Origin of the sequence: Pleionea sp. CnH1-48, from assembly GCF_024124665.1 — a bacterium.
In the GTDB taxonomy this organism is placed as follows: Bacteria; Pseudomonadota; Gammaproteobacteria; order Enterobacterales; family Kangiellaceae; genus JAMXSB01.
This window is the reverse complement of the sequence record NZ_JAMXSB010000011.1, coordinates 183,624-208,258: the sequence shown is the minus strand read 5'-3', so window position 1 is coordinate 208,258 and position 24,635 is coordinate 183,624. Positions and strand designations below refer to the sequence as shown.

At 42.6% G+C, this 24,635-nt stretch carries 28 protein-coding genes; 20 read left to right on the top strand and 8 right to left on the bottom strand.

Going from position 1 to position 24,635, the window contains the following annotated elements; translation table 11 throughout:
* Positions 1 to 303 precede the first annotated feature (303 nt).
* From NH399_RS17990 to NH399_RS17965, 7 genes are all read left to right on the top strand, one after another.
* The gene (locus tag NH399_RS17990) at positions 304 to 2,700 is read left to right on the top strand and encodes a fibronectin type III domain-containing protein (protein WP_253042566.1); all 2,397 of its coding nucleotides are present in this window, start codon (positions 304 to 306) and stop codon (positions 2,698 to 2,700) included.
* 358 nt (positions 2,701 to 3,058) lie between these two features.
* Complete coding sequence (locus NH399_RS17985) at positions 3,059 to 4,246, top strand: LamG-like jellyroll fold domain-containing protein (protein ID WP_371876093.1); 1,188 nt, start codon at positions 3,059 to 3,061, stop codon at positions 4,244 to 4,246.
* Positions 4,247 to 4,360: 114 nt separating this feature from the next.
* Positions 4,361 to 4,768: a hypothetical protein gene (locus tag NH399_RS17980; protein WP_253042562.1), complete on the top strand. Its 408-nt coding sequence runs from the start codon at positions 4,361 to 4,363 to the stop codon at positions 4,766 to 4,768.
* Positions 4,769 to 4,845: 77 nt separating this feature from the next.
* Positions 4,846 to 4,980: a hypothetical protein gene (locus NH399_RS25600; protein WP_256489675.1), complete on the top strand. Its 135-nt coding sequence runs from the start codon at positions 4,846 to 4,848 to the stop codon at positions 4,978 to 4,980.
* A 32-nt stretch (positions 4,981 to 5,012) separates the two neighbouring features.
* On the top strand, positions 5,013 to 5,321 hold the full coding sequence (locus tag NH399_RS17975) for a hypothetical protein (RefSeq protein WP_253042560.1): 309 nt from the start codon (positions 5,013 to 5,015) through the stop codon (positions 5,319 to 5,321).
* A 125-nt stretch (positions 5,322 to 5,446) separates the two neighbouring features.
* Positions 5,447 to 5,689 (top strand): hypothetical protein, encoded by a 243-nt coding sequence (locus NH399_RS17970; RefSeq protein ID WP_253042558.1) that lies wholly within the window; start codon positions 5,447 to 5,449, stop codon positions 5,687 to 5,689.
* A 476-nt stretch (positions 5,690 to 6,165) separates the two neighbouring features.
* Positions 6,166 to 6,840, top strand: coding sequence for a hypothetical protein (locus NH399_RS17965; protein ID WP_253042556.1), 675 nt, complete (start codon positions 6,166 to 6,168; stop codon positions 6,838 to 6,840).
* Positions 6,841 to 6,890: 50 nt separating this feature from the next.
* Here NH399_RS17965 and NH399_RS17960 read toward each other — a convergent pair whose 3' ends face one another.
* From NH399_RS17960 to flgA, 3 genes are read right to left on the bottom strand one after another with little or no spacing between them, the layout of a single operon-like run.
* Positions 6,891 to 7,367, bottom strand: a complete 477-nt coding sequence (locus tag NH399_RS17960) for a flagella synthesis protein FlgN (RefSeq protein ID WP_253042554.1) — start codon at positions 7,365 to 7,367, stop codon at positions 6,891 to 6,893.
* A gap of 6 nt (positions 7,368 to 7,373) precedes the next feature.
* Complete coding sequence (gene flgM / locus NH399_RS17955) at positions 7,374 to 7,682, bottom strand: flagellar biosynthesis anti-sigma factor FlgM (RefSeq protein ID WP_253042552.1); 309 nt, start codon at positions 7,680 to 7,682, stop codon at positions 7,374 to 7,376.
* Between the two features lie 42 nt (positions 7,683 to 7,724).
* On the bottom strand, positions 7,725 to 8,420 hold the full coding sequence (gene flgA, locus NH399_RS17950; protein ID WP_253042550.1) for a flagellar basal body P-ring formation chaperone FlgA: 696 nt from the start codon (positions 8,418 to 8,420) through the stop codon (positions 7,725 to 7,727).
* Between the two features lie 179 nt (positions 8,421 to 8,599).
* On the opposite strand from flgA, the gene NH399_RS17945 reads away from it, so the two are divergent.
* The 13 genes from NH399_RS17945 (at position 8,600) to flgL (ending at position 21,379) form a co-directional block, all read left to right on the top strand.
* Positions 8,600 to 9,517: a chemotaxis protein CheV gene (locus NH399_RS17945; protein WP_253042548.1), complete on the top strand. Its 918-nt coding sequence runs from the start codon at positions 8,600 to 8,602 to the stop codon at positions 9,515 to 9,517.
* 32 nt (positions 9,518 to 9,549) lie between these two features.
* The gene (locus tag NH399_RS17940) at positions 9,550 to 10,377 is read left to right on the top strand and encodes a protein-glutamate O-methyltransferase CheR (protein WP_253042546.1); all 828 of its coding nucleotides are present in this window, start codon (positions 9,550 to 9,552) and stop codon (positions 10,375 to 10,377) included.
* A gap of 216 nt (positions 10,378 to 10,593) precedes the next feature.
* The gene (gene flgB, locus NH399_RS17935; RefSeq protein ID WP_253042544.1) at positions 10,594 to 10,995 is read left to right on the top strand and encodes a flagellar basal body rod protein FlgB; all 402 of its coding nucleotides are present in this window, start codon (positions 10,594 to 10,596) and stop codon (positions 10,993 to 10,995) included.
* Between the two features lie 18 nt (positions 10,996 to 11,013).
* Positions 11,014 to 11,430, top strand: a complete 417-nt coding sequence (gene flgC / locus NH399_RS17930; RefSeq protein WP_253042542.1) for a flagellar basal body rod protein FlgC — start codon at positions 11,014 to 11,016, stop codon at positions 11,428 to 11,430.
* Between the two features lie 39 nt (positions 11,431 to 11,469).
* Positions 11,470 to 12,147 carry a flagellar hook assembly protein FlgD gene (locus NH399_RS17925; protein WP_253042540.1) on the top strand — a complete coding sequence of 226 codons (678 nt, stop codon included), beginning with the start codon at positions 11,470 to 11,472 and terminating at the stop codon, positions 12,145 to 12,147.
* A gap of 66 nt (positions 12,148 to 12,213) precedes the next feature.
* Positions 12,214 to 13,494: a flagellar hook protein FlgE gene (gene flgE, locus NH399_RS17920; protein ID WP_256489673.1), complete on the top strand. Its 1,281-nt coding sequence runs from the start codon at positions 12,214 to 12,216 to the stop codon at positions 13,492 to 13,494.
* A 39-nt stretch (positions 13,495 to 13,533) separates the two neighbouring features.
* Positions 13,534 to 14,274, top strand: a complete 741-nt coding sequence (gene flgF / locus NH399_RS17915; RefSeq protein ID WP_253042538.1) for a flagellar basal-body rod protein FlgF — start codon at positions 13,534 to 13,536, stop codon at positions 14,272 to 14,274.
* A 95-nt stretch (positions 14,275 to 14,369) separates the two neighbouring features.
* Positions 14,370 to 15,158, top strand: coding sequence for a flagellar basal-body rod protein FlgG (flgG, locus tag NH399_RS17910; protein ID WP_253042536.1), 789 nt, complete (start codon positions 14,370 to 14,372; stop codon positions 15,156 to 15,158).
* A gap of 11 nt (positions 15,159 to 15,169) precedes the next feature.
* Complete coding sequence (flgH, locus tag NH399_RS17905; RefSeq protein WP_253042534.1) at positions 15,170 to 15,847, top strand: flagellar basal body L-ring protein FlgH; 678 nt, start codon at positions 15,170 to 15,172, stop codon at positions 15,845 to 15,847.
* Between the two features lie 31 nt (positions 15,848 to 15,878).
* Complete coding sequence (locus NH399_RS17900; RefSeq protein WP_253042533.1) at positions 15,879 to 16,979, top strand: flagellar basal body P-ring protein FlgI; 1,101 nt, start codon at positions 15,879 to 15,881, stop codon at positions 16,977 to 16,979.
* A 12-nt stretch (positions 16,980 to 16,991) separates the two neighbouring features.
* Positions 16,992 to 18,113 carry a flagellar assembly peptidoglycan hydrolase FlgJ gene (gene flgJ / locus NH399_RS17895; RefSeq protein ID WP_253042531.1) on the top strand — a complete coding sequence of 374 codons (1,122 nt, stop codon included), beginning with the start codon at positions 16,992 to 16,994 and terminating at the stop codon, positions 18,111 to 18,113.
* Between the two features lie 52 nt (positions 18,114 to 18,165).
* Entirely contained in the window at positions 18,166 to 20,148 is a 1,983-nt protein-coding gene (flgK, locus tag NH399_RS17890; RefSeq protein ID WP_253042529.1) for a flagellar hook-associated protein FlgK, read from the top strand.
* 28 nt (positions 20,149 to 20,176) lie between these two features.
* Complete coding sequence (gene flgL, locus NH399_RS17885; protein WP_253042527.1) at positions 20,177 to 21,379, top strand: flagellar hook-associated protein FlgL; 1,203 nt, start codon at positions 20,177 to 20,179, stop codon at positions 21,377 to 21,379.
* 31 nt (positions 21,380 to 21,410) lie between these two features.
* On the opposite strand, the gene NH399_RS17880 is transcribed toward flgL, so the two are convergent.
* The 5 genes from NH399_RS17880 to NH399_RS17860 form a co-directional block, all read right to left on the bottom strand.
* Positions 21,411 to 21,878, bottom strand: coding sequence for a GNAT family N-acetyltransferase (locus NH399_RS17880; RefSeq protein WP_253042525.1), 468 nt, complete (start codon positions 21,876 to 21,878; stop codon positions 21,411 to 21,413).
* Complete coding sequence (locus NH399_RS17875; protein WP_253042523.1) at positions 21,878 to 22,216, bottom strand: hypothetical protein; 339 nt, start codon at positions 22,214 to 22,216, stop codon at positions 21,878 to 21,880. The genes NH399_RS17880 and NH399_RS17875 overlap by 1 nt, the downstream gene beginning before the upstream one ends.
* A complete protein-coding gene (gene fliS, locus NH399_RS17870; RefSeq protein WP_253042521.1) occupies positions 22,198 to 22,605 on the bottom strand; it encodes a flagellar export chaperone FliS in 408 nt (135 codons plus the stop codon). Before fliS ends, NH399_RS17875 begins: the two co-directional genes overlap by 19 nt.
* A 20-nt stretch (positions 22,606 to 22,625) precedes the next feature.
* A complete protein-coding gene (fliD, locus tag NH399_RS17865; protein ID WP_253042519.1) occupies positions 22,626 to 24,017 on the bottom strand; it encodes a flagellar filament capping protein FliD in 1,392 nt (463 codons plus the stop codon).
* Positions 24,018 to 24,141: 124 nt separating this feature from the next.
* A complete protein-coding gene (locus tag NH399_RS17860) occupies positions 24,142 to 24,564 on the bottom strand; it encodes a flagellar protein FlaG (protein ID WP_253042517.1) in 423 nt (140 codons plus the stop codon).
* Positions 24,565 to 24,635 lie beyond the last annotated feature (71 nt).

Sequence of the window (24,635 nt, the reverse complement as noted above, 5' to 3'; positions counted from 1 at the left end):
TCATTTCAATATGTTGGCTGTTATTTAAACTTTATTGCCTAAAAAAAGTTGCTTGAATTGTTAATTTGAGTAGCAAGGTTCATTTTGTCCGACGCCTTTAACCACGGGGCCTTAAGCTACTTCCTTAAGCAAAACTTAATATCTAACTAAGCTTCTGCTAAGACGCTTACTAATAACTTAATGAAGACCTAAGTTTTACTCTATTTCATTGTTCAACATTTTTAAGCAGGATGACAATCGCTGACATGGGAAGAGCAGCTTTTATTAATAATAGGTAAATTTAAGAAAATTATGGGGAACATTATGTTTAACTTTAGTCCATCCAAAGGCACACCAGCAGCCTTAGCTAAAGGGTTGGGTTCTATACTATTAGCAGCATCTTGCTCGCAAGTAGCATTGGCCACCGAATTAGCTTCGTCTGACAAGGCAACTTCATTATCTCGTGGCATTATCGATGATATTTGCTTACCGCAAATGGCAGAGACAGCCGATCAAGCGTCATCTGCTACAGAAAGACTGTCAACAACACGATGTGGAGGGGACAATCCACCAACCACACCGTCGAATATTAGCGTTCCATCAACGAGTTCTACGGGTAACTATCAGGTCACCTGGGGAGCGTCGGCTGGTGCTAACCAATATCGACTGGAACGTAAAAACGGTGCCTTATGGAGTCCTGTTTTCTCTGGGTATCGTTTTAATTATCAGGTAACAGGTCAAAGCTCAGGTTCTTATCTGTATCGTGTAAAAGCGTGTAATGATAATGGATGTAGTGGTTACCGATATAGTGGAACCATTCAAGTCACTGCGGTTCCAACTGCTCCATCGGCGATTCTTTATTCTGATTACAGTGGTAAAGAAAAGCTAAAGGTCAGTTGGTCACCTGTGTTAGCGGCTGGAATCTCCTATCAGCTTGAGCAAATGAATCATGGTCAGTCCTGGACATCAATATATCAGGGGGCGTCAACAGAGATAGAGTTGGATCTCAGTAATGGCTCCTACCGTTTCAGAGTCCGTGCGTGCAACAGTGATGGTTGTAGCCCCTATCAGAGTGGGCATTATGGAATCATTAATAAACTTGCCAAAGTCGATCTCCACAATAAGTATGCTTTTTTAAAAGATTATGAACAGCAAGTGGACAATTACGCACAAAGCACACCTTCGTTTGCCTCTCGCAAAGGCTCATACCCTATTGTTGGCTCAAATGGTACGTTAAGAGTGACGGGCGATGATAGAACCTACAATCTTGGACAGGGCTACAACGTGATTGGCGATGCTTTCCATGATGTCTGTATCGATACAGAGCAAAATGGTTTCGAAGTCATTAAACAACCTACAAGACTCAGTGACGATTACGAATATAAGCATATTACGTCGACTAAACTTTTATACCAATTGTTTGCAGTGAGAGAGTCAACTGGACTTACTTTTATCAAGGATAGCTTTTTGGCTGGCTTTGTAGAAGATAAGCAGCGATTTTTAGAATCCGTTGCTGACGACCAAAAAGAATACTTTGTTATGCGATGGAAGAACTATCTCGAAAACTGGTCAACCTCTATTGGTGGTAACGAAGTCATCAAACCTGAATACGTTTCGAAGGTATTGAAGCCTAACGACGAAACTGCGAAACATGAATTCCGTGGTCTTTGTGGTGATGAATATGTATCAGAAGTAGAGTTAGGAGCACATATTTATCTGGTATTTTCATATGATGCAAAAACGTTTGCAAAATCTGAAAGAGAATATTATAGCAGTCAAATCGATTTAATTTTGAACTCGGTGTTAAGTGCTGGCCATGCCAGAGATCTAACTCAAGCTCAGATTAATGTTTTAACAGCTTCGAAACTTTCTGTTAAAGCTTACGCATGGGGTGGGCCAGAAGGGTTCGCACCGACTATTAACATAAGCAACTTCCCAGAGAAATATCGGGAGTGGGTGTCTCTGCTAAATGATGATAACTTGCAAGCACTTGATCTGAAAACTCGACCTTATCCAATTCCATTCGAATTCGCAGGCCATCCTAGAGATGCTATTTATGCGGATTGGTTCCCCCACTATCAAAACATGGGGCGCTGGATGAGTATGGATATTGAGCGTGAGAAACGTTGTCAAACTGCTGAACTTTATAATGCGGATTCTGATCGTATTGACACACAGGGATGTACACAGGCGGCCAAAGAGTTAGAGTCGGCGAAAAAAGCTTGCTTCGACCATACTCTGTGGGACAGTTGTAAGCATCCTTATGATTATTATACTCGTGGACCCAACGATCCAACGAACCCCAGTCCACTACCTAATAATATCTTGTTGAACGATAAGTTGACCGAACTGGTTCCTAAATGGAAAGAAGAAACGGTTTACGAAAACTTCGGCAAGAGAGAAGTGACGGGTGGCGTGTGGAACAAAAAATGTGTTGATTTGGACGAGCTGGTTTGCTTGCCTGAAAATGCATGTGTGGAAGATAACTTGCGAGGATACAACCTTGGAGTAGGGTTAGGCTTTGGTGAAGTTTTGAAAAAGCACAGCCCAGGAAGTGGAGCTCACCAAGATAGCTTTAATGTTGTCACCAGCAACGGGAAGAAGTGTTTGCGAAGTGATATTCAGGCGTGTACCAAGCGTATTGGAGGCAGCAAAGCATGGATTGAGCTGGCGGTCGAAATGATGGGACGTTGTCCTTCATACACACCATTATTCCAATAAGTTGCCATAATTAAAAGTTATACGGGCTGACAAAAGTCAGCCCTTTTTGATGATTATTTGATCTAAATGGACTTAGAGAATATATGCTTTTGGCTCAAAATTACCGTTTGGGCTTTCAAAGGAAATTGTTGTTCTCATTTTGATATTTTTTCCGTCAAATTTGTTAAAAGTACCTAGAAGAAGCCTCTCTTTTAAAATTATCTTGGATGTAACCTTTTAGCGTTTTATATTGTCATTATCACGTTGCGTTTAGTTTTATCATTTGAATGGCGCTACGGATTATTTTTAGCCTGTTGTTGAAAGTAGCCAACCTCCGTATATATACTCGCGTCGCATAAACTTATACTACCTACAAAGTATGAATAATAAACAAACATATTTAATGAATAAGTGGTTAATCAATTTTCGACTAAACAGGATAAGTCGTGAAGGAATCAATCACTCTTTAGAGCCAAGAGTCATGGCAGTACTTTTAATACTAATAGAAAAGAAAGGGGAATTGGTATTACGAGAGGAGATAATTGAAAAAGTTTGGCAAGATAGAATCGTCAGTAATAGTTCTCTTAATCGAAACATTGCGTTGTTAAGAAAAATTTTGGATGTAGACTCCTCGGGTGAAAGTTGTATTAAAACGATACCTAAGAGAGGCTATGTTTTAGAAGCGCAAGTCGAGTTAATGAGTGAAAGTGATGTGATTGAACCTTTGCCGAAGAGTGCTCGGGATGCTTTCGAAAATAAAGAGGATGATATTAAAGAGGGGGATATTAAAGAAGACCTGTTAAATACCGAGCAGCCTAGTGGCAAAAAAGTAGGCTTTTTTGTATTAGGTGGTGCCTTAATATCTGCCATTGGTGGCTTAGCTTTTAATGAATATCAATATGATACTCATGAAGATCAAGATCCTTCATTTAAAATTAAGCAGGATTATGTTGTTAATCAGAATGTAACCTTGGCACCAAGGGATAAACACCGAGCATTCTGTCTTGATGGTGTTGATGATTATATTGAAGTCGATAATCATCCCATCGCTGAGATCGGTGTTCATGATTTTTCCATTAGCGCATGGATTAAGACAGATGCAAAGGGTACTGCCGTTATTGTCGACAAGCGAAACGAAAGAATTGAGGGCAATGTCAGAGGCTTTAATGTTCATATAAAGGATGGCGTCTTGGGAATGCAGTTGGCTGATGGTAAAGGCCAATGGCGCTGTCTACCAGAACCTGAACTATCTTCATGTACTAATTTTTATTCAAAAAGTTTTGTTGCTGATAATCAATGGCACCATGTCGCCATCACAGTCGACCGCGATGATAAACAGGGTTTAAAGTTTTATGTAGATGGCACACTGGTTAAAGTATTCGACCCGACCACTCGAGCTGGTTCGTTAACAACCGAACAGCAACTACGCATAGGCAGTCGCTCTTCATCAGCCTCTGCTTTGTTTCCTGGTGTTATTGGAGAGGTAAAAATATTTAACTATGTGCGATCAGCAGAAGCTTTGCTCGGTGATTTTGTGAAAGGGGTTGCTCGTAGTTGCCGATTATGAAAGTATTACTGATTCGGTAGATAAGCGGGCTTTTTGATTGATATTTGAGCACTTATCGAAGTTTCAGAGCTATCGTAATGAAGTGATTGCTCTTTGATGATAAGGATAAAAAGAGTGGAAAAACTGGAAGGACAGGTTTCTAAAATTCGATTTTCGACGGACGTTTCTGGCAGTGAGAATGGTACATCAACAGCTCAAATCGCCGTCTTTGAACTGGATGGACGCTCGATAGAGTTTCGTTCTAAAGATAGTATTATTCTAGAAGATGGAGACACTTGCGTTATCGCGGGTATCACTGAGAATGGACTGTTTAAAGCCTTATCATTTAAGAACAAAACAAAAAATATTGTTAGCCATAGTGAAGCAAAAGTATTAAAAGCTTTTGGGTGGCTGTTTACACTGGTTGGTATTGCAACAATTCCTGTATTAGTTGGGATTGTCTTTACATTCTTTGGGATAAAAATGCTTAAGCAATCTAAGTTGGTTAAACAGGCCCACGAAATGATATTGTTAGAGAGCTAGTGGCTCTGCTATTTGTTTAAAATTTGGAAAGTCATATAAATATTATTTTAAGAAGTATTGTCGTTGGATTATTGGCTGTGTTTTTAACCAGCTGTAAAAGCATTAAACACAAGCCTTCTATTGATTTTAACGAAGATATTGAGAAGGAAGTTTATCAATCGTTCCTGGGATTGGTTGATGCGGCAAAAGCATTAGTTGTATTGAGGCAATAGGATTGTCGCAACTTGTAAGTAAGGAGAAAGTTATGGGAAAGCGTAAGAATCGATCACGGAATAAGAGGACTAAGAAAGTTAAAGTATTACGTTGGACATTCAGTCGATATTTTGTGTTGTTGTTGGCTGCTTTGTTTTATGGCTTAACTCTCTATTGTGGTTTTAATGGAGTGTCAGAAGGTATATCGGTAGCCTGGATTGTTGGAGGGGTAACTTCTTTGCTCATTAGTTCCTATTTTCTTTATCTCGCGTTGTATGGCAAGCAAAAAGATGTAGAGGATATCACGTCTGCTGTTGGTGATGCTGGGATTGATCAGGGTATCAGTTCGTTGCTCGATTAAGTTGAATTGTGGCCTTTGATGTACGTATTATGCGAAGAGGCTGCAACTCTCTACCCACTGAATGATATTTACTTCGGCCTCTATTAGGCGTATCTTGGATGAACTATTAGCTTTGGTTTCTCCCTATGCATACCCTAAAAATGGCGCAAAACTTGCTTGCTGTTGGATACCTTGATAATTGTGAGGTAAGGGCATTGAGCGGGGGAGAGTTTATGTTAGTAACCTATGCTCATGATAACCCAAAGCTGGCTCGATATGTTTTAACGGATGATAACCACAAAATAAACTCTTTTCCTAGCCAGGACTATGCGGTTGGAGTCGCTAAAGAAATAGGGTTTTCCGAAAATCAAATCACTATTTGCACCTAGCTAATTACGGCAACTTAAGCACATAAATCAGCTCTCACTGATATTCTCTATTTTAGTTAAATTTTCAAACATCCAAGTTGGAATGGTTTAAGAGCGGTAAGGAATAACTCTCTGATTTTTCTCTAACTATCTGGAAGCTAGTGCTGTGCTAGTTTTTATAACGCTTTTATGTCCGTATTGTATCTTGCTTTTTCTTGTTGAAATTAACACAGGTTTGTAACGACATTTGATTTCCTATCGGTTGGATAGTGTTACTCACACCTTTACTTAAAGCAATCAGTTTTTGACGAGTTAAAAAAATACATTATTAAATGAAGAAAGCTCTTGAGGGCTGGCTATTAAAATACTATTATCTGCGACTTTTTTTTTGTGAGGAAAATAAAGGAGGGAGAAGAGTTTTACTAGATAATTCAGTCACTATGATAAAGCGTTTTTAAAGTAAGTCAACCACTAAATTTTGTATCTTCGAGGTGTTAATGAATTATTACTATTGGCCGCAGACAAAAGCTTTTAACGAGCTTGTTGATGTTAAAGAAAGATTCGACATTGCAGATGAGCGTTACTTTATACGAAAAACCTCAGCTGATATTACTCTTCATGATCTTATTAACGCGAACTTTTTTGATGTCTCTTGTGGTTCCTTAATCTCTGCGTGCTCAAATGAAGAGTATGAAGAAACACATTGTCGAAATGTGATTATTACAGCGGAAAAAGAGCATCAGTTTCATAACCAAACATATGAAGAGGTAAAGTCTAGATCTCCATTAATCCATTCTACTTACGGGTTAAGTGCCAACGCATTGGTAGAGCTGCCAAATATTCTCAAGTTACATGATGGCTTGAATAATCACAGTTATGTAAGGATTTGCCCTGAATTAATTTTTTCTTTTTCTGATGATTTGCAACAAGAAATATTGAACCTGAGTACCGAGCAGTTAGAGCCTATCGCAGAGCTTTGGCAGCAAGCGGTATTGGCTCGTTATGAAGTCGAGGAGCCAGAGAAAGTCATCAGTTTCTGGTTTGGCTGGATCACCGATTATGATACTTCGCATTACCAGCTGGACTACTTTAAGGAGTTATTGATGAATATCTATGAGTTGTTGCGGAGTTGCTCGGAGGAAGAAACGCTGTATGTTTCTGTCGACTATTAGGAAGCTAGGATTTTCGTCTGATTAGCGGCTTCTCAGGGAGCCGCTAAACGTCAGGCTTTGGTACTATTCAGGTGATTTCCAGACTTACTGACGTAACCTTTGGCTGAGTAAGTGGTGGCATTATTTTGGCTGCGAGATTGACGCAATAGATTCATAGCTCGAGTTACGCTGTTTTGTGACAGCTCAATGATTTTGCCATTGATTTCGTTCTGAACCTTACATTGAGAAAAGCAATCTTTGAGACTATCCCATTCTCTTTGTAGTTCATGGTCAGTGAGTTGAGATTCAAATAGTTGAATATGATTAGGAGTGATACTACGCAACCCTAACACTTTGAGTCGGCGCTGGCTGGATTGATCGATCTCTGACAATATTTTGACTTTTTCTTCATTGCATTGATTCAAACCTTCAACATGGCGCTTCTCAAGATACTTTTGTTCTTGAGCAAGGAGATCATAAAGCGTTTGAGCCAGGTTTAGCTCGTGTCGAATGGCGGTTTTTAAAAAAGTTTTTACATTGTCATTCATAGCAGTTTACCTTAGACGGCTATACGAAGACTCAAAGTCGAGCATCTTATTAGCAACTTCTCGAGGTTCTATTTGATAGCGGTCGTTTTCAATTTTTTCTTTAATAGGGTCGACAATACTCATATCAACAGCCGGTGCTTCCATCATCTGGCTAATCAATGATTGTATTTGAGCGGCTTTGCCGGTGAGGGCAAGCGATTCATCTGAGCTGGCATCGCTGGCTGCTGTATCGCTTGCTCCGCTGCTGCTCTTTTTGCGTCGAGTGGCTGAGGTTCCTACCTTACCTGCACCAATCGTATTAAAATCAATAGGCATATCCGCGTACCTGATGTTATGTTTTCGTTGGATATCATGACACTAAATTTTGACGATCACCTTTTTTCCTGCAACTACTGTACCAGTAAGCTCTTTTTTGGAGCTTAGATTACGAACGGCTATGATTTTGCCTAGATAGCCGTCTTCGAGTGCGACCCCTTTCATGGCGACGGTCATGCTGGGAGATTGAGCCTCAATGGTCAAATGGCTGCCCTTGCAAATAGCACATGCCACTTTCTGTTCGGCGATTTCTCCTGCAATAACTCGTCGCTTCAGCTGAGCACCTACTAACTGCTTCATATTAGTTATCGGCACTTTTCGGAATTGTTTAATGTTTCGTTTCTCAAAAGCCAGATCTTGTGACGAAATCGTATCGCCTTTATTGAGAGAACGCTTAAAAATGACAACAGGCTGAAAAACATCGATTCTTGCCTGTAGGTAAATGTGCCAGCTTTTGACACCATTGCAGCGAATACCAACGGTTGAATTGCCACTGAGCTGACTCCCCTTAGGCATAAAAGCTTCTAGTGGCTGCTCACAGGTAGGCAGACGCAAGCGAGGATCTAGCTTGCCTAGTGTGACTTTGACATCCGATTGAGTGTGATCAAACTGACTTAACAGGAAATTGTTTGCCGTGTTCTGGATAGCTTTTCGGGTATCGGACTGCAAATTTGCCGCAAAACTTTTAGTAGCAATTACTGATACGCAAATTAGCTTAAAAATATTACCTATATTCATATATTTGGCCTAATCTTTACATGTAGTGTCACAGATAAGGGCAAGTGAGTAAAAAGCCCTGTCAGTGCTGGCCAACAGACTTGGCGGTCGCAGCACACAAATGGATGATTAATAGTGACCTCATTTTATCTAAAGCAAATAACATGCCTGCATTACACAGGCAGAAAGTGGAGAGACTCATGTCTGGAATACTTGACAGTGTTAACCAGCGCACCCAGATGGTGGGGCAAAACCGTCTGGAACTTTTGCTATTTAAGCTCAGGGGTAAGCAGGTTTATGGCATCAACGTTTTTAAAGTAAGAGAAGTGTTGCAGTGTCCTGAGCTAACCGAGATACCTCAGCGTAATACCGTTATTCGTGGCGTTGCTCATATACGTGGAGCAACCATATCCGTGATGGATCTAAGTGCGGCGACTGGGGCTCCTCCACTCGATAACATTACTAACTGCTTTGTCATCATCGCTGAATATAATCGAGCGGTGCAAGGATTTTTAGTCAGCTCGGTGGAGCGTATCGTTAACATGAACTGGGGTGATATCCATCCACCTCCCCAGGGCAGTGGACGTAATCACTATTTAACAGCAGTCACAGAAATCGAAAATCAATTGGTTGAGATTATTGACGTTGAAAAAATTCTTTCAGAAATCACACCGTCGAATGAGGTGGTGAGCGCTCAGGTTATTGAGGCCACTAAAGGTCGAGAACCGGAAGATAAAATTGTTCTGGTGGCTGATGATTCTGCCGTTGCTCGTAATCAAATCAAACGAACCGTCGAACAGCTGGGTATGAAGGTGAAAGCGGTAAAAGATGGACGTGAAGCCCTTGAATACTTAAAAGGCCTGGTGGCCGATGGAAAAGACATATCCGAAGAAATTCTAATGCTGATTTCTGACATTGAGATGCCTGAGATGGATGGTTATACCCTGACCGCAGAAATTCGCTCAGAAGAAAGTCTAAAAGGACTCTGGGTGTTGCTGCATACTTCACTCAGCGGCGTATTTAACCGTGCCATGGTTGATAAAGTTGGAGCGAATGACTTTATTCCTAAGTTTAATCCTGATGAGTTGGCAGGTGCCGTACAGAAGATGTTGGATTAACTTAAACCCAAGAGATTGGAGTATTTTTCTCGATGCTGATATCACCGGAAGAGTACGCTGGCTTTCGTCAGTTTTTAGAAAACAAAACGGGTATATTGCTAGGTGATAATAAACAATACCTGGTGGCGAGCCGGTTAAGTAACTACTTAAAAGAAAACTCAATTGACTCATTGGATGGTTTGTTAACCCAACTTAAGCGACCGGGCAGCAACCAATTGCTACAAACCATCATCGACAAAATGACAACCAACGAAACGCTTTGGTTTCGTGACAGTTTTCCTTTTGAATACCTGGTCAAAACTATCTTACCCGAAGTGAAGGCACAATCTGGTTTTGGCGGTGCCAAAATTTGGTGTGCGGCTTGTTCTACTGGGCAAGAGCCTTATTCAATCAGCATGGCAATAGAAGAAGAAAAGAAAAATCCAACCAACCAGCTACCTGCGCAGGTCGATATGGTGGCAACAGACATTTCTTCTCGAGTATTGGATCAGGCTAAAATGGGTAAGTACCAGCAGTTGGAAATTTCTCGAGGTCTCTCGGTTGATCGACAGAAGTTGCATTTTGACCGTATGACTGATGATGGCTATCAAGTGAAATCTCATTTGCGGTCCCGTGTACGTTTCTCCTGCTTAAATCTGTTGCAGATGCCTTATAGCATCGGTAAGTTTGACGTGATTTTTTGTCGCAATGTTTTGATCTATTTTTCGGCAGAACTAAAAACTCAGGTCATTGAAAACATGGCAAAATGTCTTAAACCGAGAGGGTATTTGTTTTTAGGTGCTTCTGAGTCTATGCCATTAACAGGTGATCTATTCGAAATGGTCCGTTGCAATCCGGGGCTGGTTTATCGGCTTAAGTAAGTCCGTTACTGGCTTCGAGATTGTCATCCTTCTTTATATTTCTATTCATTCAATCATTCTCTTTATTCTTTAATAGTGGTTGCCGCTTGGCGGTATCCCTTTGCCGTCGTTTCGCCCATTGAGCATTCCTCACTAACGTAACTTTATGATTAGTAAGAAAAACTTTTTATGGTACAAGTTTTGCTAATTAATAAACGGTAATGATTAGGAGCAGACATGGCTATCAACTTTGAAAAAGCATTAGGTGTTCATGAGTCAGCATTGACAGTGCGAGCTAAACGCGCGGAAGTGCTAGCAAACAATTTGGCCAATGCCGAAACGCCAGGGTTCAGAGCTCAAGACATCGATTTTCGCAAAGCCATGGATAATGCCCTTAATGGCAACAAAGGCGGCTTGCTGCGCACCCACGAGAAACATTTTGACTCAGGTGCATCAAGTTTTGGACCTGGCGCATTACAGTACCGAACACCAGAGCAACCCGACACGGGTAATGGCAATTCGGTGGATAGTCAAAAAGAACAAGCACGCTTTGCAGAAAACGCATTGCAGTATCAAGCGACCCTGACATTTTTAGGTTCGCGTTTTAAGGGCTTAACCAAAGCCATACGCGGTGAGTAGTGGTTTGGAGTTTATGTCATGAGTTTATTTAATATCTTTGAAATTTCTGGTTCGGCGATGAGTGCGCAAAGTACGCGCCTTAATACAACCGCCAGTAACATCGCCAATGCCGAAAGTGTATCAAGCAGCATTAACGAGACCTATCGCGCTCGACATCCGGTGTTTTCTGCGGTGTTTGACGCCTCACGTGGTCGTCAGTTAGAAGGGGCTGGGGTAGAGGTATTGGGCGTGGTCGAAAGTCAGGCTACACCCAGAGTGAAATATGAGCCCGAAAATCCGATGGCCGATGCCGAAGGTAATGTGTATCTACCTAATGTGAATGTCGTTGAAGAAATGGCAAATATGATTTCTTCTTCACGTAATTATCAGGTGAATGTGCAAATAGCGAATACCACCAAAACGCTATTACAACGCACGTTAAGTTTAGGCCAGTAGGCTGTAATTTTTTATTTTGATTGAAGCCCGGAGACGGTTATGAACTCGGTCAACAACACCAACCCATACAACGATTTAGGATTAAATCGCGAAAGCGAACTGCAGACAGGTAATAAAGACCAGCTGGGTCAGGCTGACTTTCTTGCTCTGTTAACCACACAGTTAGCCAACCAAGATCCGTTTCAGCCGGTCGATAATCAACAGTTTATTGCGCAAATGGCAGAATTTTCTAGCTTGAGTAGCATGCAGGAGTTAAACAAAAGTTTCGAATCTTTTGCTTCATCGATGACCTCTAATCATGCACTGCAAGCATCTTCACTCGTTGGTAGAGAAGTCATTATCCCAACCTCTCAAGGATATTTAAGTGAAGAGGGGGGGATTAGTGGACGTGTCAGTTTAACGCAATCAGCTCAAGATATGTGGGTTGAAGTAAAAGACGCACAAGGTCTGGTGGTTAAACGCTTTGAACTAGGCAGCTACAGTGCGGGCGATCTTGATTTCGATTGGGATGGCTTAAATGAGCATGGTGAGCGTGCTGCTGAAGGGGTGTATAACATCAGCGTGTTTGGACGGGTTGGAAACCAGACTGAGCAGTTGGGAACCTCGATGCGCGCGCAAGTAGGCAGCGTCAATATTGGTGGTGCCGATCAACGTATTTTATTAAACCTGAACGGGTTAGGTCAGGTTTATCTGGATGATGTTCAAGAGATTGGCTGATCTTAATAGCTTTAGCCAGTCACAATCAGTTTTATCGTAATGCAATAGTCAGTTGGGAGTATCGAAATGTCTTTTAACACCGCACTCAGTGGTATGAATGCCGCTCAATCGGATCTAAACGTTACCAGTAATAATATTGCGAATGTGAACACTGCGGGGTTTAAATTTTCCCGTGCCGAGTTTGGTGATATTTTTGCGACTTCTTCATTAGGCAGTTCGAGAACTGCCATCGGTAGTGGGGTGTTATTGGCCAATGTTTCCCAGCAGTTTTCCCAAGGTAATTTAGAGTTTACCGCGAATACTTTGGACATGGCGATTTCGGGCGATGGTTTTTTTGTTTTGAATGCATCGGTTGATAATGCTAATCAAATATTTTCCAGAGCGGGTGAGTTTGGTGTTGATAGCACTGGTTTTGTGGTTAACAATTCCGGCGCACGATTGCAGGTTTTTCCTGTTAATACTGACGGTACAGTAACCACTACCAGTTTATCAGGCACTATTGATTTGCAGTTACCACAAACAGCGGGTGCCCCCAGCCCAACAACCGAACTGGATTTAGGTATTAACTTACCCGCCACAGCGCCAGGATTGAATGTTAATAACTTTGATCCAACGGTTGCCACTTCGTTTACTCGTTCTACATCCGCAAGCATTTTTGATTCTCTCGGCGAAAGCCATATCATGACGATTTATTATGTAAAAGATGCGGCAGTGAGTAATAGTTGGGCTGCTTACTACTATGTTGATGGCAATCCTGTTGACATTACGGGCGGTACCGCAGGTGCGGGTGGTCAGCTTTTCAATCGAATCAACTTTAACGACTCGGGTGCTTTTGTTAATACGGTTCCTGCGTCGCCATCCACTGCTCCTTTAGGTTTTACCAACGGCTCTGATCCAACACAAACGGTTAATATTGACTACGCGAACAATGAGCCGACTCAATTTGCTTCTGCATTTACCGTAAACAGTTTGGATCAAGACGGTTTTTCTATCGGTCGATTAGCGGGTATTGAGATCAGTGAGACCGGAGTTATTCGAGCAAACTTTACCAATGGACAGTCCGATGCCATAGGTAAAATAGCTTTGGCAAGATTTGCTAACGTTCAGGGGTTAGCTCAGTTAGGTAATAACTCCTGGTCTGACACCATTGATTCTGGTGAGCCATTAGCAGGGGAGGCGTTAACCGGAAGTTTTGGTCAGGTACGTTCGGGAGCCATTGAATCTTCGAACGTTGATCTAACGGGGGAGCTGGTTAACTTAATCACCTCTCAACGTAACTTCCAGGCCAATGCCCGAACCATCGAAACTAATAACACTATTACCGAAACAGTGATTCAGATTCGATAGTTTTTTGGATTGAGTCATAGGAATCTTTGAGAGGGGATTATGGATAAAGTTCTTTATGTTGCAATGTCTGGTGCAAAACAAACCATGCAGAGCCAAGCTTCATCCGCTAACAACTTAGCCAATGTTAAAACCACTGGATTTCGCGCCGACCTGGATCAGTTACGCGCGATGCCAGCGTTTGGAGAAGGACACCCCACTCGCGTTTTTGCACTGTCTGAACGACCCGGTTATCGGTTTGATCCTGGAACCAATATTTCGACAGGCAACGACTTTGACTTTGCTATTAACGGGCATGGCTGGATTGCTGTACAAGGTGATGACGGCAATGAAGCCTATACTCGTCGCGGTGATTTAAAAATCAATGCCAACGGTTTGCTAGAGAATGGTGCTGGTCATTTGATACTGGGTAATGATGGGCCTATTGCTTTGCCACCTTTTGATAAAATTGATATTGCCAATGATGGCAGTATCAGTATTGTGCCCGAAGGAGCGGCTCCTAACGAAGTCGCTGTGATTGATCGTATTAAATTAGTATTGCCCGATAACGGGGATTTAATGAAAAACAGAGAAGGACTGTTTGTTCGCAAGGATGGAGCATTAGAAGTGGCTAATGGTGCCGTAACGGTAGTGTCTGGATCACTAGAAGCCAGTAACGTTAATGCTATTGAAGAACTCACGGATATGATTTCTTTGTCACGGCAGTTTGAGTTGCAAGTAAAGCTGATGCAAACAGCCGAAGAAAATGACAAGTCATTGGAACGCTTATTGCAACTTAGTTAAGTAGTTATCAAAACCGCCTGAAAAGTGACGAAACATTGTCACTGAGCGGCAAATAAATTCCAAACAGTTTGCCGCGGTTTATTGAGGAGTAGAGTATGCATCCCGCATTGTGGATCAGTAAAACTGGTCTTGACGCACAACAAACCGACCTGCAAGTGATTTCTAATAACCTGGCAAACTCCAGTACTATCGGTTTCAAAAAAGACCGTGCTGTCTTTGAAGATCTTTTTTATCAAACCATTCGTCAACCTGGTAGCCAGTCGACGCAGAACACGGAACTGCCATCGGGTCTGATGTTGGGGACTGGGGTTAAAACCGTTGCGACAGTTAAAGAGTTTCGTCAAGGTTCGTTTCAGTTAACACAAAACCAAACAGACATGGCTATCGAAGGTCGTGGTTTTTTTCAGGTTTTGCTGCCAGATGGAACAACTGGATACAGTCGAGATGGAGCCTTCTCGTTGGATTCTACTGGTCAACTGGTGACTTCTGGGACTGGATATCCAGTTCAACCGGTAATTACCGTTCCAGCCAATGCGATCACGTTTGATGTTGGATTAGATGGCACCGTTTCTGTCAGAATTGCAGGGCAACCAGCACCGACCATATTAGGAAACCTTCAGCTTGCTAACTTTATTAATCCTGCGGGTCTTCAGCCTCTTGGGCAAAACTTATTTGCCGAGACGGGTGCCAGTGGCGCTCCGGTAGTCGGAGAGCCTGGATTAAATGGCTTAGGGCAAATTCGTGGTGGCCAGTTGGAGTCTTCTAATGTTTCGGTAGTAGAAGAAATGATTGGCTTGATCGAGGCGCAACGCGCTTATGAAGTGAATGCCAAAGTGATTTCGAGTGTTGACCAAATTTTGCAGTTCGTTAACCAGACTATTTAAGCGAGTTAGCTATGTTTTTGTTGCGATGGGTTCCTGTATTACTAATTTTGTCTGGCTGCAAAACATTTGTTCCGCCAAAGCCTAACGACCCCTTGTATGCGCCAAGATACCAGAGTTATGAAGCGCCAAAGAAAGTTAATAATGGATCTCTCTATCAAACTAACGGCACCATGTTTCTGTACGAAGATAAAAAAGCATCGCAAGTTGGAGACATTATTACTATTACGTTAACCGAGTCGACCAATGCATCGAAGCAAGCTGATACCGAGCTGAAAAAAGATACCGACCTAACCATGGCCAATCCAACGATTGCAGGTACTCAAGTTACTTTTGATCACGGTTCTAAGTCGTTTCAGTTAGGGCTTGATAGCCAGAACCAGTTTAAAGGTGAGGCCGATAGTAGCCAGAGTAATCAATTGAACGGAACCATTACGGTTACCGTGCAAGAGATTATGCCTAACGGTAATTTGTTTGTTCGAGGTGAAAAATGGATCACTTTGAATAAGGGAGATGAGTTTATTCGAGTATCGGGCATTATCCGACCCAATGATATTGATTCGTCCAATACGGTCGCCTCAACCAGACTGGCCAATGCGCGTATTGAATACAGTGGTACTGGACCTTTGGCAGAAACCAACGATGTTGGTTGGCTGACACGTTTCTTTAATAGCGGCTGGTGGCCATTTTAATTTTAGTTTTTACAACTAATCAGGTGATGTTATGAGCAAGTGGCGAAACCTTCGATGGTTATTTCTCTTATCTCTGTTTTTCGGTCAATTCTCTTATGCAGAACGCATTAAGGATCTGGCTTCTATTCAGGGAGTGCGTAGCAATGCTTTGATTGGTTATGGTTTGGTCGTTGGGCTCAATGGTACAGGCGAGCAAACGGTCTACACTGCACAAACTTTTAAAACCATGTTGTCGCGTTTTGGCATTACCTTGCCACCAGGATTAAATCCTAAGTTAAAAAACATTGCAGCTGTGGCGGTGCACGGTGAGTTACCTGCATTTGCAAAGCCAGGACAAAAAATTGATGTCACTGTGAGCAGTTTAGGCGACGCAAAAAGTTTGCATGGCGGTTCCTTGTTGTTAACGCCACTAAAAGCCATTGATGGACAAATTTATGCTATTGCTCAGGGCAACTTAGTGGTTGGTGGATTTGGAGCACAAGGTAGCGACGGATCGAAAATCACCATTAATATTCCTACTGCGGGACGTATTCCCAATGGTGCTATGGTTGAGCGTAGCGTACCGAATCCTTTCGCAGAGGGCAGTCATCTGGTGTTCAATCTTAATCAATCAGATTTTACAACCGCTCGCCGTTTATCCAAAGCCATTAACAAGATGTTTGGGCCTAACATTGCAAAGCCCCTTGATGCAACATCTGTCAAAGTGAGTGCGCCACGAGATCCTTCTCAGCGTGTGGCTTTTTTATCGGTATTAGAAAATATCAATGTAGAGCCCGCGGATACTCAATCAAAAATTATTATTAACTCGCGCACAGGAACCATTGTGGTTGGCAAACATGTCAGAGTTCAAGAAGCGGCCATATCTCATGGTAATCTGGTGGTAACCATTACCGAAAACAATCAGGTGATTCAGCCAAACCCTCTGGCGGATGGCGAGACAGCAGTGCAACAACAAGCCGATGTAGATGTCGAGTTGCCTGACTCTCGTATGTTTCATTTTAAACCTGGCGTGTCTTTGAATGAATTAGTTCAAGCCGTTAACGCGGTAGGGGCTGCTCCTGGTGATTTGATGGCGATATTAGAAGCGCTCAAGCAAGCCGGTGCGATCCAAGGCGAGTTGGTCGTTATATAGAGTGATTGCAAAGTGACTGACCAATTTTCTAACTACCACGACCTTAATTCATTAAATGGCTTGAGAAGAACAGCCAAAGATGACCAACGAGCGGCGTTAAAGTCGGCGGTTAAAGAATTTGAAGCATATTTTTTAAACTTGATGTTAAAAAATATGCGTTCAGCAAACGAAGTGATTGGCGCAGACAGTCCGTTAACCAGCAAGGATGTTTCCTTTTATAACGAGATGTATGACAAACAATTGGCGTTGCATCTATCGAAAAACAGCAACCTTGGAATCGGCGATATTTTATATGAGCAGTTAGCACGTAGTTTGCCAGATGAGTCTGCATCTGTTCCTGACTCCAGTACACAAGAAAAACTCGAACGCTCACCTGGTGAGAAAGAAAAGCCGGATTTGGAAGCTTCTTTTAATCGTGTTATGGAACTCGCTGGGCAGGATATTAAAGACATTCTCGAACAATTTCAGTTTAGCCAAATAAATAGCCAGCCAAGAGACATTGCTAGTAGTGATGTGCGCAAAGGTGAGCGGGCTGTTTCTGAAATAGAGTCAGCAAACCCAACAACAAATGTTATTGCACAGGGACAGGCCACTGCAATAGAAAAACAACAGAATCCAAGCTTCTCTGATAAGTTTGATTTTATCAGCCAGATGAAACCTTTTGCCATCGAAGCGGCTAAAAAGTTAGGGCTTCCACCGGGTGTTCTTGTGGCTCAAGCTGCGTTAGAGACAGGCTGGGGAAAATTCATCAGTCAAGACCAAGAAGGTCGCTCTTCGTTTAATTTATTTGGCATTAAATCAGACTCGCGTTGGCAAGGCGATGAAGTATCGGTGTCAACCTTGGAGTTTGAGCAAGGCATACCTAAGCGGAAGATGCAGAACTTCCGTTCGTACTTTAACTTTGAGCAAAGCTTCAATGACTACGTTGAGTTTATTCAGAATAACTCCCGCTATCATGAAGCTTTGAAGAATACGGACAGCCCTAAATCCTACCTTGATGAAATTCAGAACGCGGGTTACGCCACTGATCCCGACTACTCTAATAAGATATTCTCCATTTTCTCTCGTGAGAAACTCTTCGACCTTCAAGAAGCACCTCAAGAACAGCCTTCAATACCTTTTGTGAAGCCGTAGGCACGGCTATTGCAAACAATTTAGTATGTAAAACTATATAAGAGTCACTGTTATGGCAGGAAACTTTCTTGATATTGCCGTCTCTGGATTGATAACCAGTCAGGCAGCCATTAATACTGTCTCTCATAATATCGCTAATGCCAGTAATGAGAATTACACTCGGCAAAGGACTGATATCGATACACGAAATCCGCTGTTTATCGGTGGTAATTTTGTGGGCACCGGGGCAGAGCTAACCGCAATCACGCGCGTGTTTGATATTACGGTCGCACAAGAGCTGCATGCCAATTTATCGGCGTTTAATCAAGAGAATATCTTCTTTTCTCAGGTTTCTCGTATCGATAGTATCGTTGCTGATTCTTCCAATGGATTAAGCAAATCTATTCAAGACTTTTTTGCTGCGTCTCAGGGTGTTGCGAATGATCCTTCATCGATTGCTGCTCGTCAGGTTTTTGTTGGTCAGGCAGATTTGTTAGCTACCCGGTTTAACAGTCTTTTTCAGGAGTTGGATAGTCAAACCGAAGTTATCAATGCAGGATTAAGAACAACTGCGGAAGAAATTACAGCTTTGGGGCAAACAATTGCCGAGCTTAATGTGAAAATTGCCGCTGCTACCGGTGGCGGGCAAGGTGCTCCAAATGATTTATTGGATGAACGTGAAGCTTTAGTTAATGATTTAAGTGAATTGGTTGAGACTCAAACGCTGCGATTAGATGATGGTACCATCAGTGTTTTTGTCGGAACTGGACAGTCATTAGTTGTGGGAGCCGTTTCTAATGGATTAGTGACTGCTCGTAGTCCCTCTGATCCAAGAAATCTTGAGCTGGTACTCCAGACGGGGGCCGGACAAATTACCGTCACAGACGGTATCACGGGCGGAAAAATTGGCGGTTATCTTAAGTATCGTGATGAAATTGTTGAGCCTGGCTTGAACTTGATTGGTCGTGTGGCCATGGCGGTATCGGAAGAGTTTAATAACCAACACCGTTTGGGCATGGACCTGAACAACGACTTAGGTGGCGATTTTTTTCGCGACATTAATGATCCTGCTGTCACTGCACGTCGTGTTTCGGTGAGTAGTTTAAACACTGGGACCGCCAGCTTTAGCGTGAGCATCGATGACTTGAGTGTGATGCAAGATCACAACTATGATTTACGATTTGATGGAGCGAACTATCAAGTAACTAATCTTGGTACCAATACGATTGTAGGTACCTTTCCTGCTCCTGGTGTTGTGCCGAGTACCATCGCGTTTCCAACTGAAGGTTTTAGTTTGACGTTAAATTCGGGTGCAGCGAATGCGGGTGATCAATTTACGATTTTTCCCACTCGTGATGGCGCATCAAATATGGAAGTGTTGGTGACTGATCCTAACAAAATAGCGGCAGCGTTTCCTGTTAATGCCGTGGTTGGTAATAATATTGGCAGCGGTTCCATTGAGAATGTAACGGTAACCGATACGACGAATGCGGCCTTTACCACGACAGCTCGAGCACTAACGCCGCCAGTACGTTTTGAGTTTACGTCGCCAACAAGCTTTAACGTAGTTAACGCTACAACCAATGCCGTTATCACTGGGCCTGTGGCCGGGTTTGTCCCCAATCAAGATAATGATATGTTGGCATTAGCAGGGTTAAACTTTGGTTATGACATTACTGTAAATGGCGAGCCTCAAACAAACGACACCTTTTCTGTTGATTACAATACCGATGGTTTTGGTGACAACCGTAATATGCTGATGTTATCAGATCTACAACAGTCGACTGTACTGGATAATGGGCGGTCTACTTTTCAGTCTGGTTTTTCTCGTCTGGTAAGTCAGGTGGGTACCGAAACTCAGGCTTCAAAAATTAGCCTGGCTTCTTCCGAAAGCTTACTAAATCAAGTGAAGGAGAGAAGAGAGTCGGTTTCTGGTGTTAATCTCGATGAAGAAGCCGCCAAGCTAATTAAACTGGAACAGACTTATCAGGCTTCTGCTCGCGTGATTTCTACTGCGCAAACACTGTTTCAAACCGTGATTGACTCGTTCCGGTAGTCAGAGCAGCAGGCCCTAAGGTGTTATCATGAGAATATCGACGAACTTAATAAACACTTCTGGATTAAACCAAATTCTGGATCGGCAAAATGAGCTGCGGCAAACTCAATTGCAGCTATCTACGCAAAAACGATTTTTGACACCTGCGGATGATCCTGTTGCTGCGACCAGTGTTTTAGATTTGCGTTCGGATATTGCTCAGCTGGAGCAGTTTAATCGCAATGCCAGTTTTGCGGAGTCGAATAATACCCTGGAAGAAAGTGTTTTGATTGGTGTTAACCAAATCATGTTTCGTATGAATGAGTTAATGGTTCAGTTAGGTAATGGTGCATTTACTCCGACCGATCTCAATTCTATCAAAGTTGAAATGGAGCAACAGTTTGATGAGTTACTCGGTTTAGCTAATACTCGTGACTCTGCTGGAGACTATTTGTTTTCTGGATTTTCAAGTAGCACGATTCCTTTTACCAGAGACGGTGCGGGCAATGTGGTTTATAACGGTGATCAAGGACAACGTTTGCTAAGAGTCAGTACCGGAGTGCAAGTACCGATTTCGGATTCTGGTTTTGAAGTGTTTGAAGACATTTTTAATGGTAATGGCAAGTTTACCGTGAGTGCTAACGCGGCGAATACCGGTGAAGGATGGATTTCTCCTCAATCTTTTTCGGGAGCGGGAGGAAATTTTGTGACGGACTCTTATGAGATCCGCTTTACCTCCGCAACGGCCTATGATGTTGTTCGTATTTCGGACAGCGCCGTCATACAAAGCGGCACATTCTCTGATCCTGATGACATTACTTTTGCGAACCTGACGGTGCGTTTAGAAGGTGATCCCGCAACGGGAGATGTCTTTAGAGTTGACCCTGCCCAGAAGCAAAGTATTTTTCAGACTTTTGATCAGCTTATCGATGGCATTAATAACTATCAAGACACACCACAAGGAAGGGCTCAATTTAGAACTTTAAGAAACAATCTCGACGGTGCTTTTGTTAATGCGACTGAACGCATTGATGTGACTCGAGGTCGAATTGGTAGCCGATTAAATGCCACACAACAAGAGTTTGACTTTAATTCTGGTCTGGTGCTAGCGAATAAGACGACTCTATCGGAGTTAGAAGATCTTGATGTGATTGAAGCGGCCAGCCGTTTGTCTCAACAAACAGCGGTATTGGATGCGGCACAATCCAGTTATGTTCGAATTCAAAATTTAACCGTTTTCCGTTTCTTATAAAGATTTGAGTAATAACTCTTAGTGCAAATTTTTAGAAGGTTTTACGACGGGTTACAGAAGTCGACTGATAACCTTGATTAAGCCAAAATCCCTCGGCATCTTTGTTAGTGATAGTATGAGAGCATTCTACATAAGGTACACCCATTTCTTTCGCACTGTTTTCGAAGACATCAACGAGTTTGTTGGCCACTTGATGACCACGAAAAGCCTTTTCAACCCATAGAATATCGACTTTCGCCATCAATGGATTTTGCACTAAACCTGAACCGCTTAACGTAATACTGCCTATTAACCCACCTATTGGGCTGTTATTAACTTCGGCCATGACAATCAAACTGTTGCGATCTTCTAAAAGTTGCTCAAACCATTCGATTAGGTTGCTTTCTATATTGGTATGCAGGGGTTGAGTGTCATGTTGCTCGTGAGAGTGGAGCTGTTGTATCCAGTGACAAAATATCGTTATGTCACCTTCGTTCGCTAATCGTAGTTGAGTATCCATTATGCTTTTCGTCTTGAAATGTCTTCGTAGGCACGAGTCGCATTAAATGACTTTTTAAAATCTAGAACATTCTTCATGGATTGGTTGCGGCAGGATTGAATTTGGTGTGTTTGCTTATCAATACATGCATGGAGTCTCTTGATATAATCAATCATTACTTCAATGTCTCCCTGCCTATCCCAACTTAAAAAGAAGCTTTCAAGAAGCGATTGTCGTTGCGCTGTTAAGTGAGTGACCTGATCCCACTCCTCAGCATCGATTAGCTGTGATATTGTGTTGTTGAGTTCCCAAATATCAACCAGCTCATCGGGCAAATTTTTTAACCATTGTTCTTCCATTCTTCAAGTGCCTGTTCTCTGATACCTTCCCAACCTTCCCGAATGTTATTCATAACGGCAAGTACTTCATCTAACTTATCAATATCGTTTTCCAGGTTAGCTTGACACAAGTGATAGGTACAAAAGTCATAAAGCGAGTCCAGGTTCTGGGCAACACTTCCACCTTGCGATAAGTCAAGGCTGGAGCGTAAGCCATCGATAATCGATATCGACCAGCTGATGTGCTCACCTTTTTTCGCTATATTATCTTTCATCATAAAGTACTTGGCTTTATTGATTTTTTCTATAGCTCCTTCAATCAGCAGTTGAATGAGTCGGTGGGGATCCGCCGACTCTACCGATGTCACGGTACTCATTTTGCTGTAAGCGAGTGCGCCTGTTAAACCCATAGATACTTCACCTTATCTGATTAACTATTGCTGGAAGATTTATTGCCGCTGGAGAATCCGGGTAGGGAAGCCAGCTGTTGTGTTAAAAACTGTTGTGTACTATTGGACTGTGCGACTAGTGCATCCATCGCTGCATACTGGCTTCTTAGTCGTACTTCAAGCTGCTCCAATCGGGCAGTCAGAACTACTCGTTCTTCAGAAACTTCGGTTAATTGTTCGTTGATAGAGGTTTCTCTTTGAACTAGCGTACCATTGGTTCCTACGTATCGATCAATGGTAGTTTCTAGTTGTTTTGCAAAACCATCATTACTGGTAAATAAAGTTTTAACATCATCAATATTACTACTGATAGCATTGTTTAATTTGGTTGAGTCGAGTGTTAGCGTTCCGTCTTTGTTGGTTGTTACGCCCAAAGAAACCAGTGAGTTAAAATCGCTGTTGATCCCTGTAACTTCGGTACCTAGTAACCCTCTGATTTGATTGTTAGCTTGACGCAATACGGCATCTCCTAACAGTAGTCCTGGTGCGTTTGAGTCGGCAGAACTAAGTCCATTAATAATCGAAGAGTAGTTATTGAAAGCATCAACAAACTCGCTCACTTTAGTTGCGACGCCTGAGCTATCTTTTGCGACAGTAATTGTGGTTGTTTCGCCACTGGTATTCACTTTTTTGACCGTAATGTCCAATCCATCAATCAAACTGGAAAAGGTGTTAGTAGCACTAGATGATGTCAAGGCACCAAACTTGACCGCTGCGTCGCCCGCCGTTTGAGTACTAGTAAGATTGGTCGATAAATCTGCAAGCGATGCGTCACCCGTAAAGGTAACTGCCAAATCATTACCTGCTCCCGTTGTTGTAGAATCAATGGTTAAGATTGAGCCTGTAGTCATGCCATCAGTGACATTATTCAGTAAGCTTACGTTGACACCTATATTGTCACTGGCATCGTTGATTGCAGTGCGTATATCGGCCAGCGTATCGGTGGCTCCCACTGTCACATTAAAAGACTTAGAGCCAACGGTGAAGGTTAATGTACCTGCGCCAAAAGTTGTGCTGCTTCCGGATGCGAAAATAGATGTTTGGTGCTTGGAACCTTGAGCAAGAGCGGTTACTTCAATATCGTAGCTACCTGGAACAGCGGTGTTGCTAGTTGATGCCGTTAAGTTTGTTGTTGTACTGGTACTAACCGTTCGTTTATCAAACAGGGTACTTTCGTTTAGTGCTTTTGCAGCTGTTTGCAGATCGGATAACGCCGACTTTAGGGAACCTACTCCAGACAGAGTTAACTGAAGGTTCGCTTCTCGTCGATCCAGGCTAAGTTTTTTGGGAGTTGCTTCAGCAGTGACCAAAGCATCAATAATGCTATTGGTATCAATGCCTGAACCTATACCGCCAAAACTGAGAAGTCCCATAGTCGTTACCTTTTGTTCACTCGAATGTGTGCCTGCTGGCATAGCTTCCGAGTAGTTTTACCTACTCAGAAACTAATTCAGCAAAATACACGCCACTTTATGCTGTATACAAAGTCAGCCGTATTTACACTTGTCTTTGTAGCAGCAAACCAGAAGTTTCTTCGGTTAAGCCTTCGTTAATTTGCTTTAATCGCTTAGTTAACGTCAGTAACTCATCCGGCGGAATTTGCCGAATAAGCTCGTCAGTTTGACGATCAAAGACCGAAACCACGGTGCTTCCTGAGTCTTCATCCACTTTAAACTGCAAGCGGCGTTCAATGCGTTGAGCATTGTCACTCAGATCAGACACCTGTTGTTCGATGTTAACGATGGTCTCTTCCGTTTGCTCAGCCTGGTTAACTCTTTGTCCAGATTGAGCATCAGTAGACGGGTTATCGCCTACTGGCTTCTGAGATGCCGACGTTTCAGCAGCGGTAAACGGCACATTGTTGCCACTCGGTTTGTTGAGTGGCAAAGATGTATCATTTGTAACGTTGCTAATCGCCATAGTATCACCTTACCTCGTTGGACCGAATAAACGCCAAAGAGCGCTTATTCGGGTGTAACGTTAATTTATCG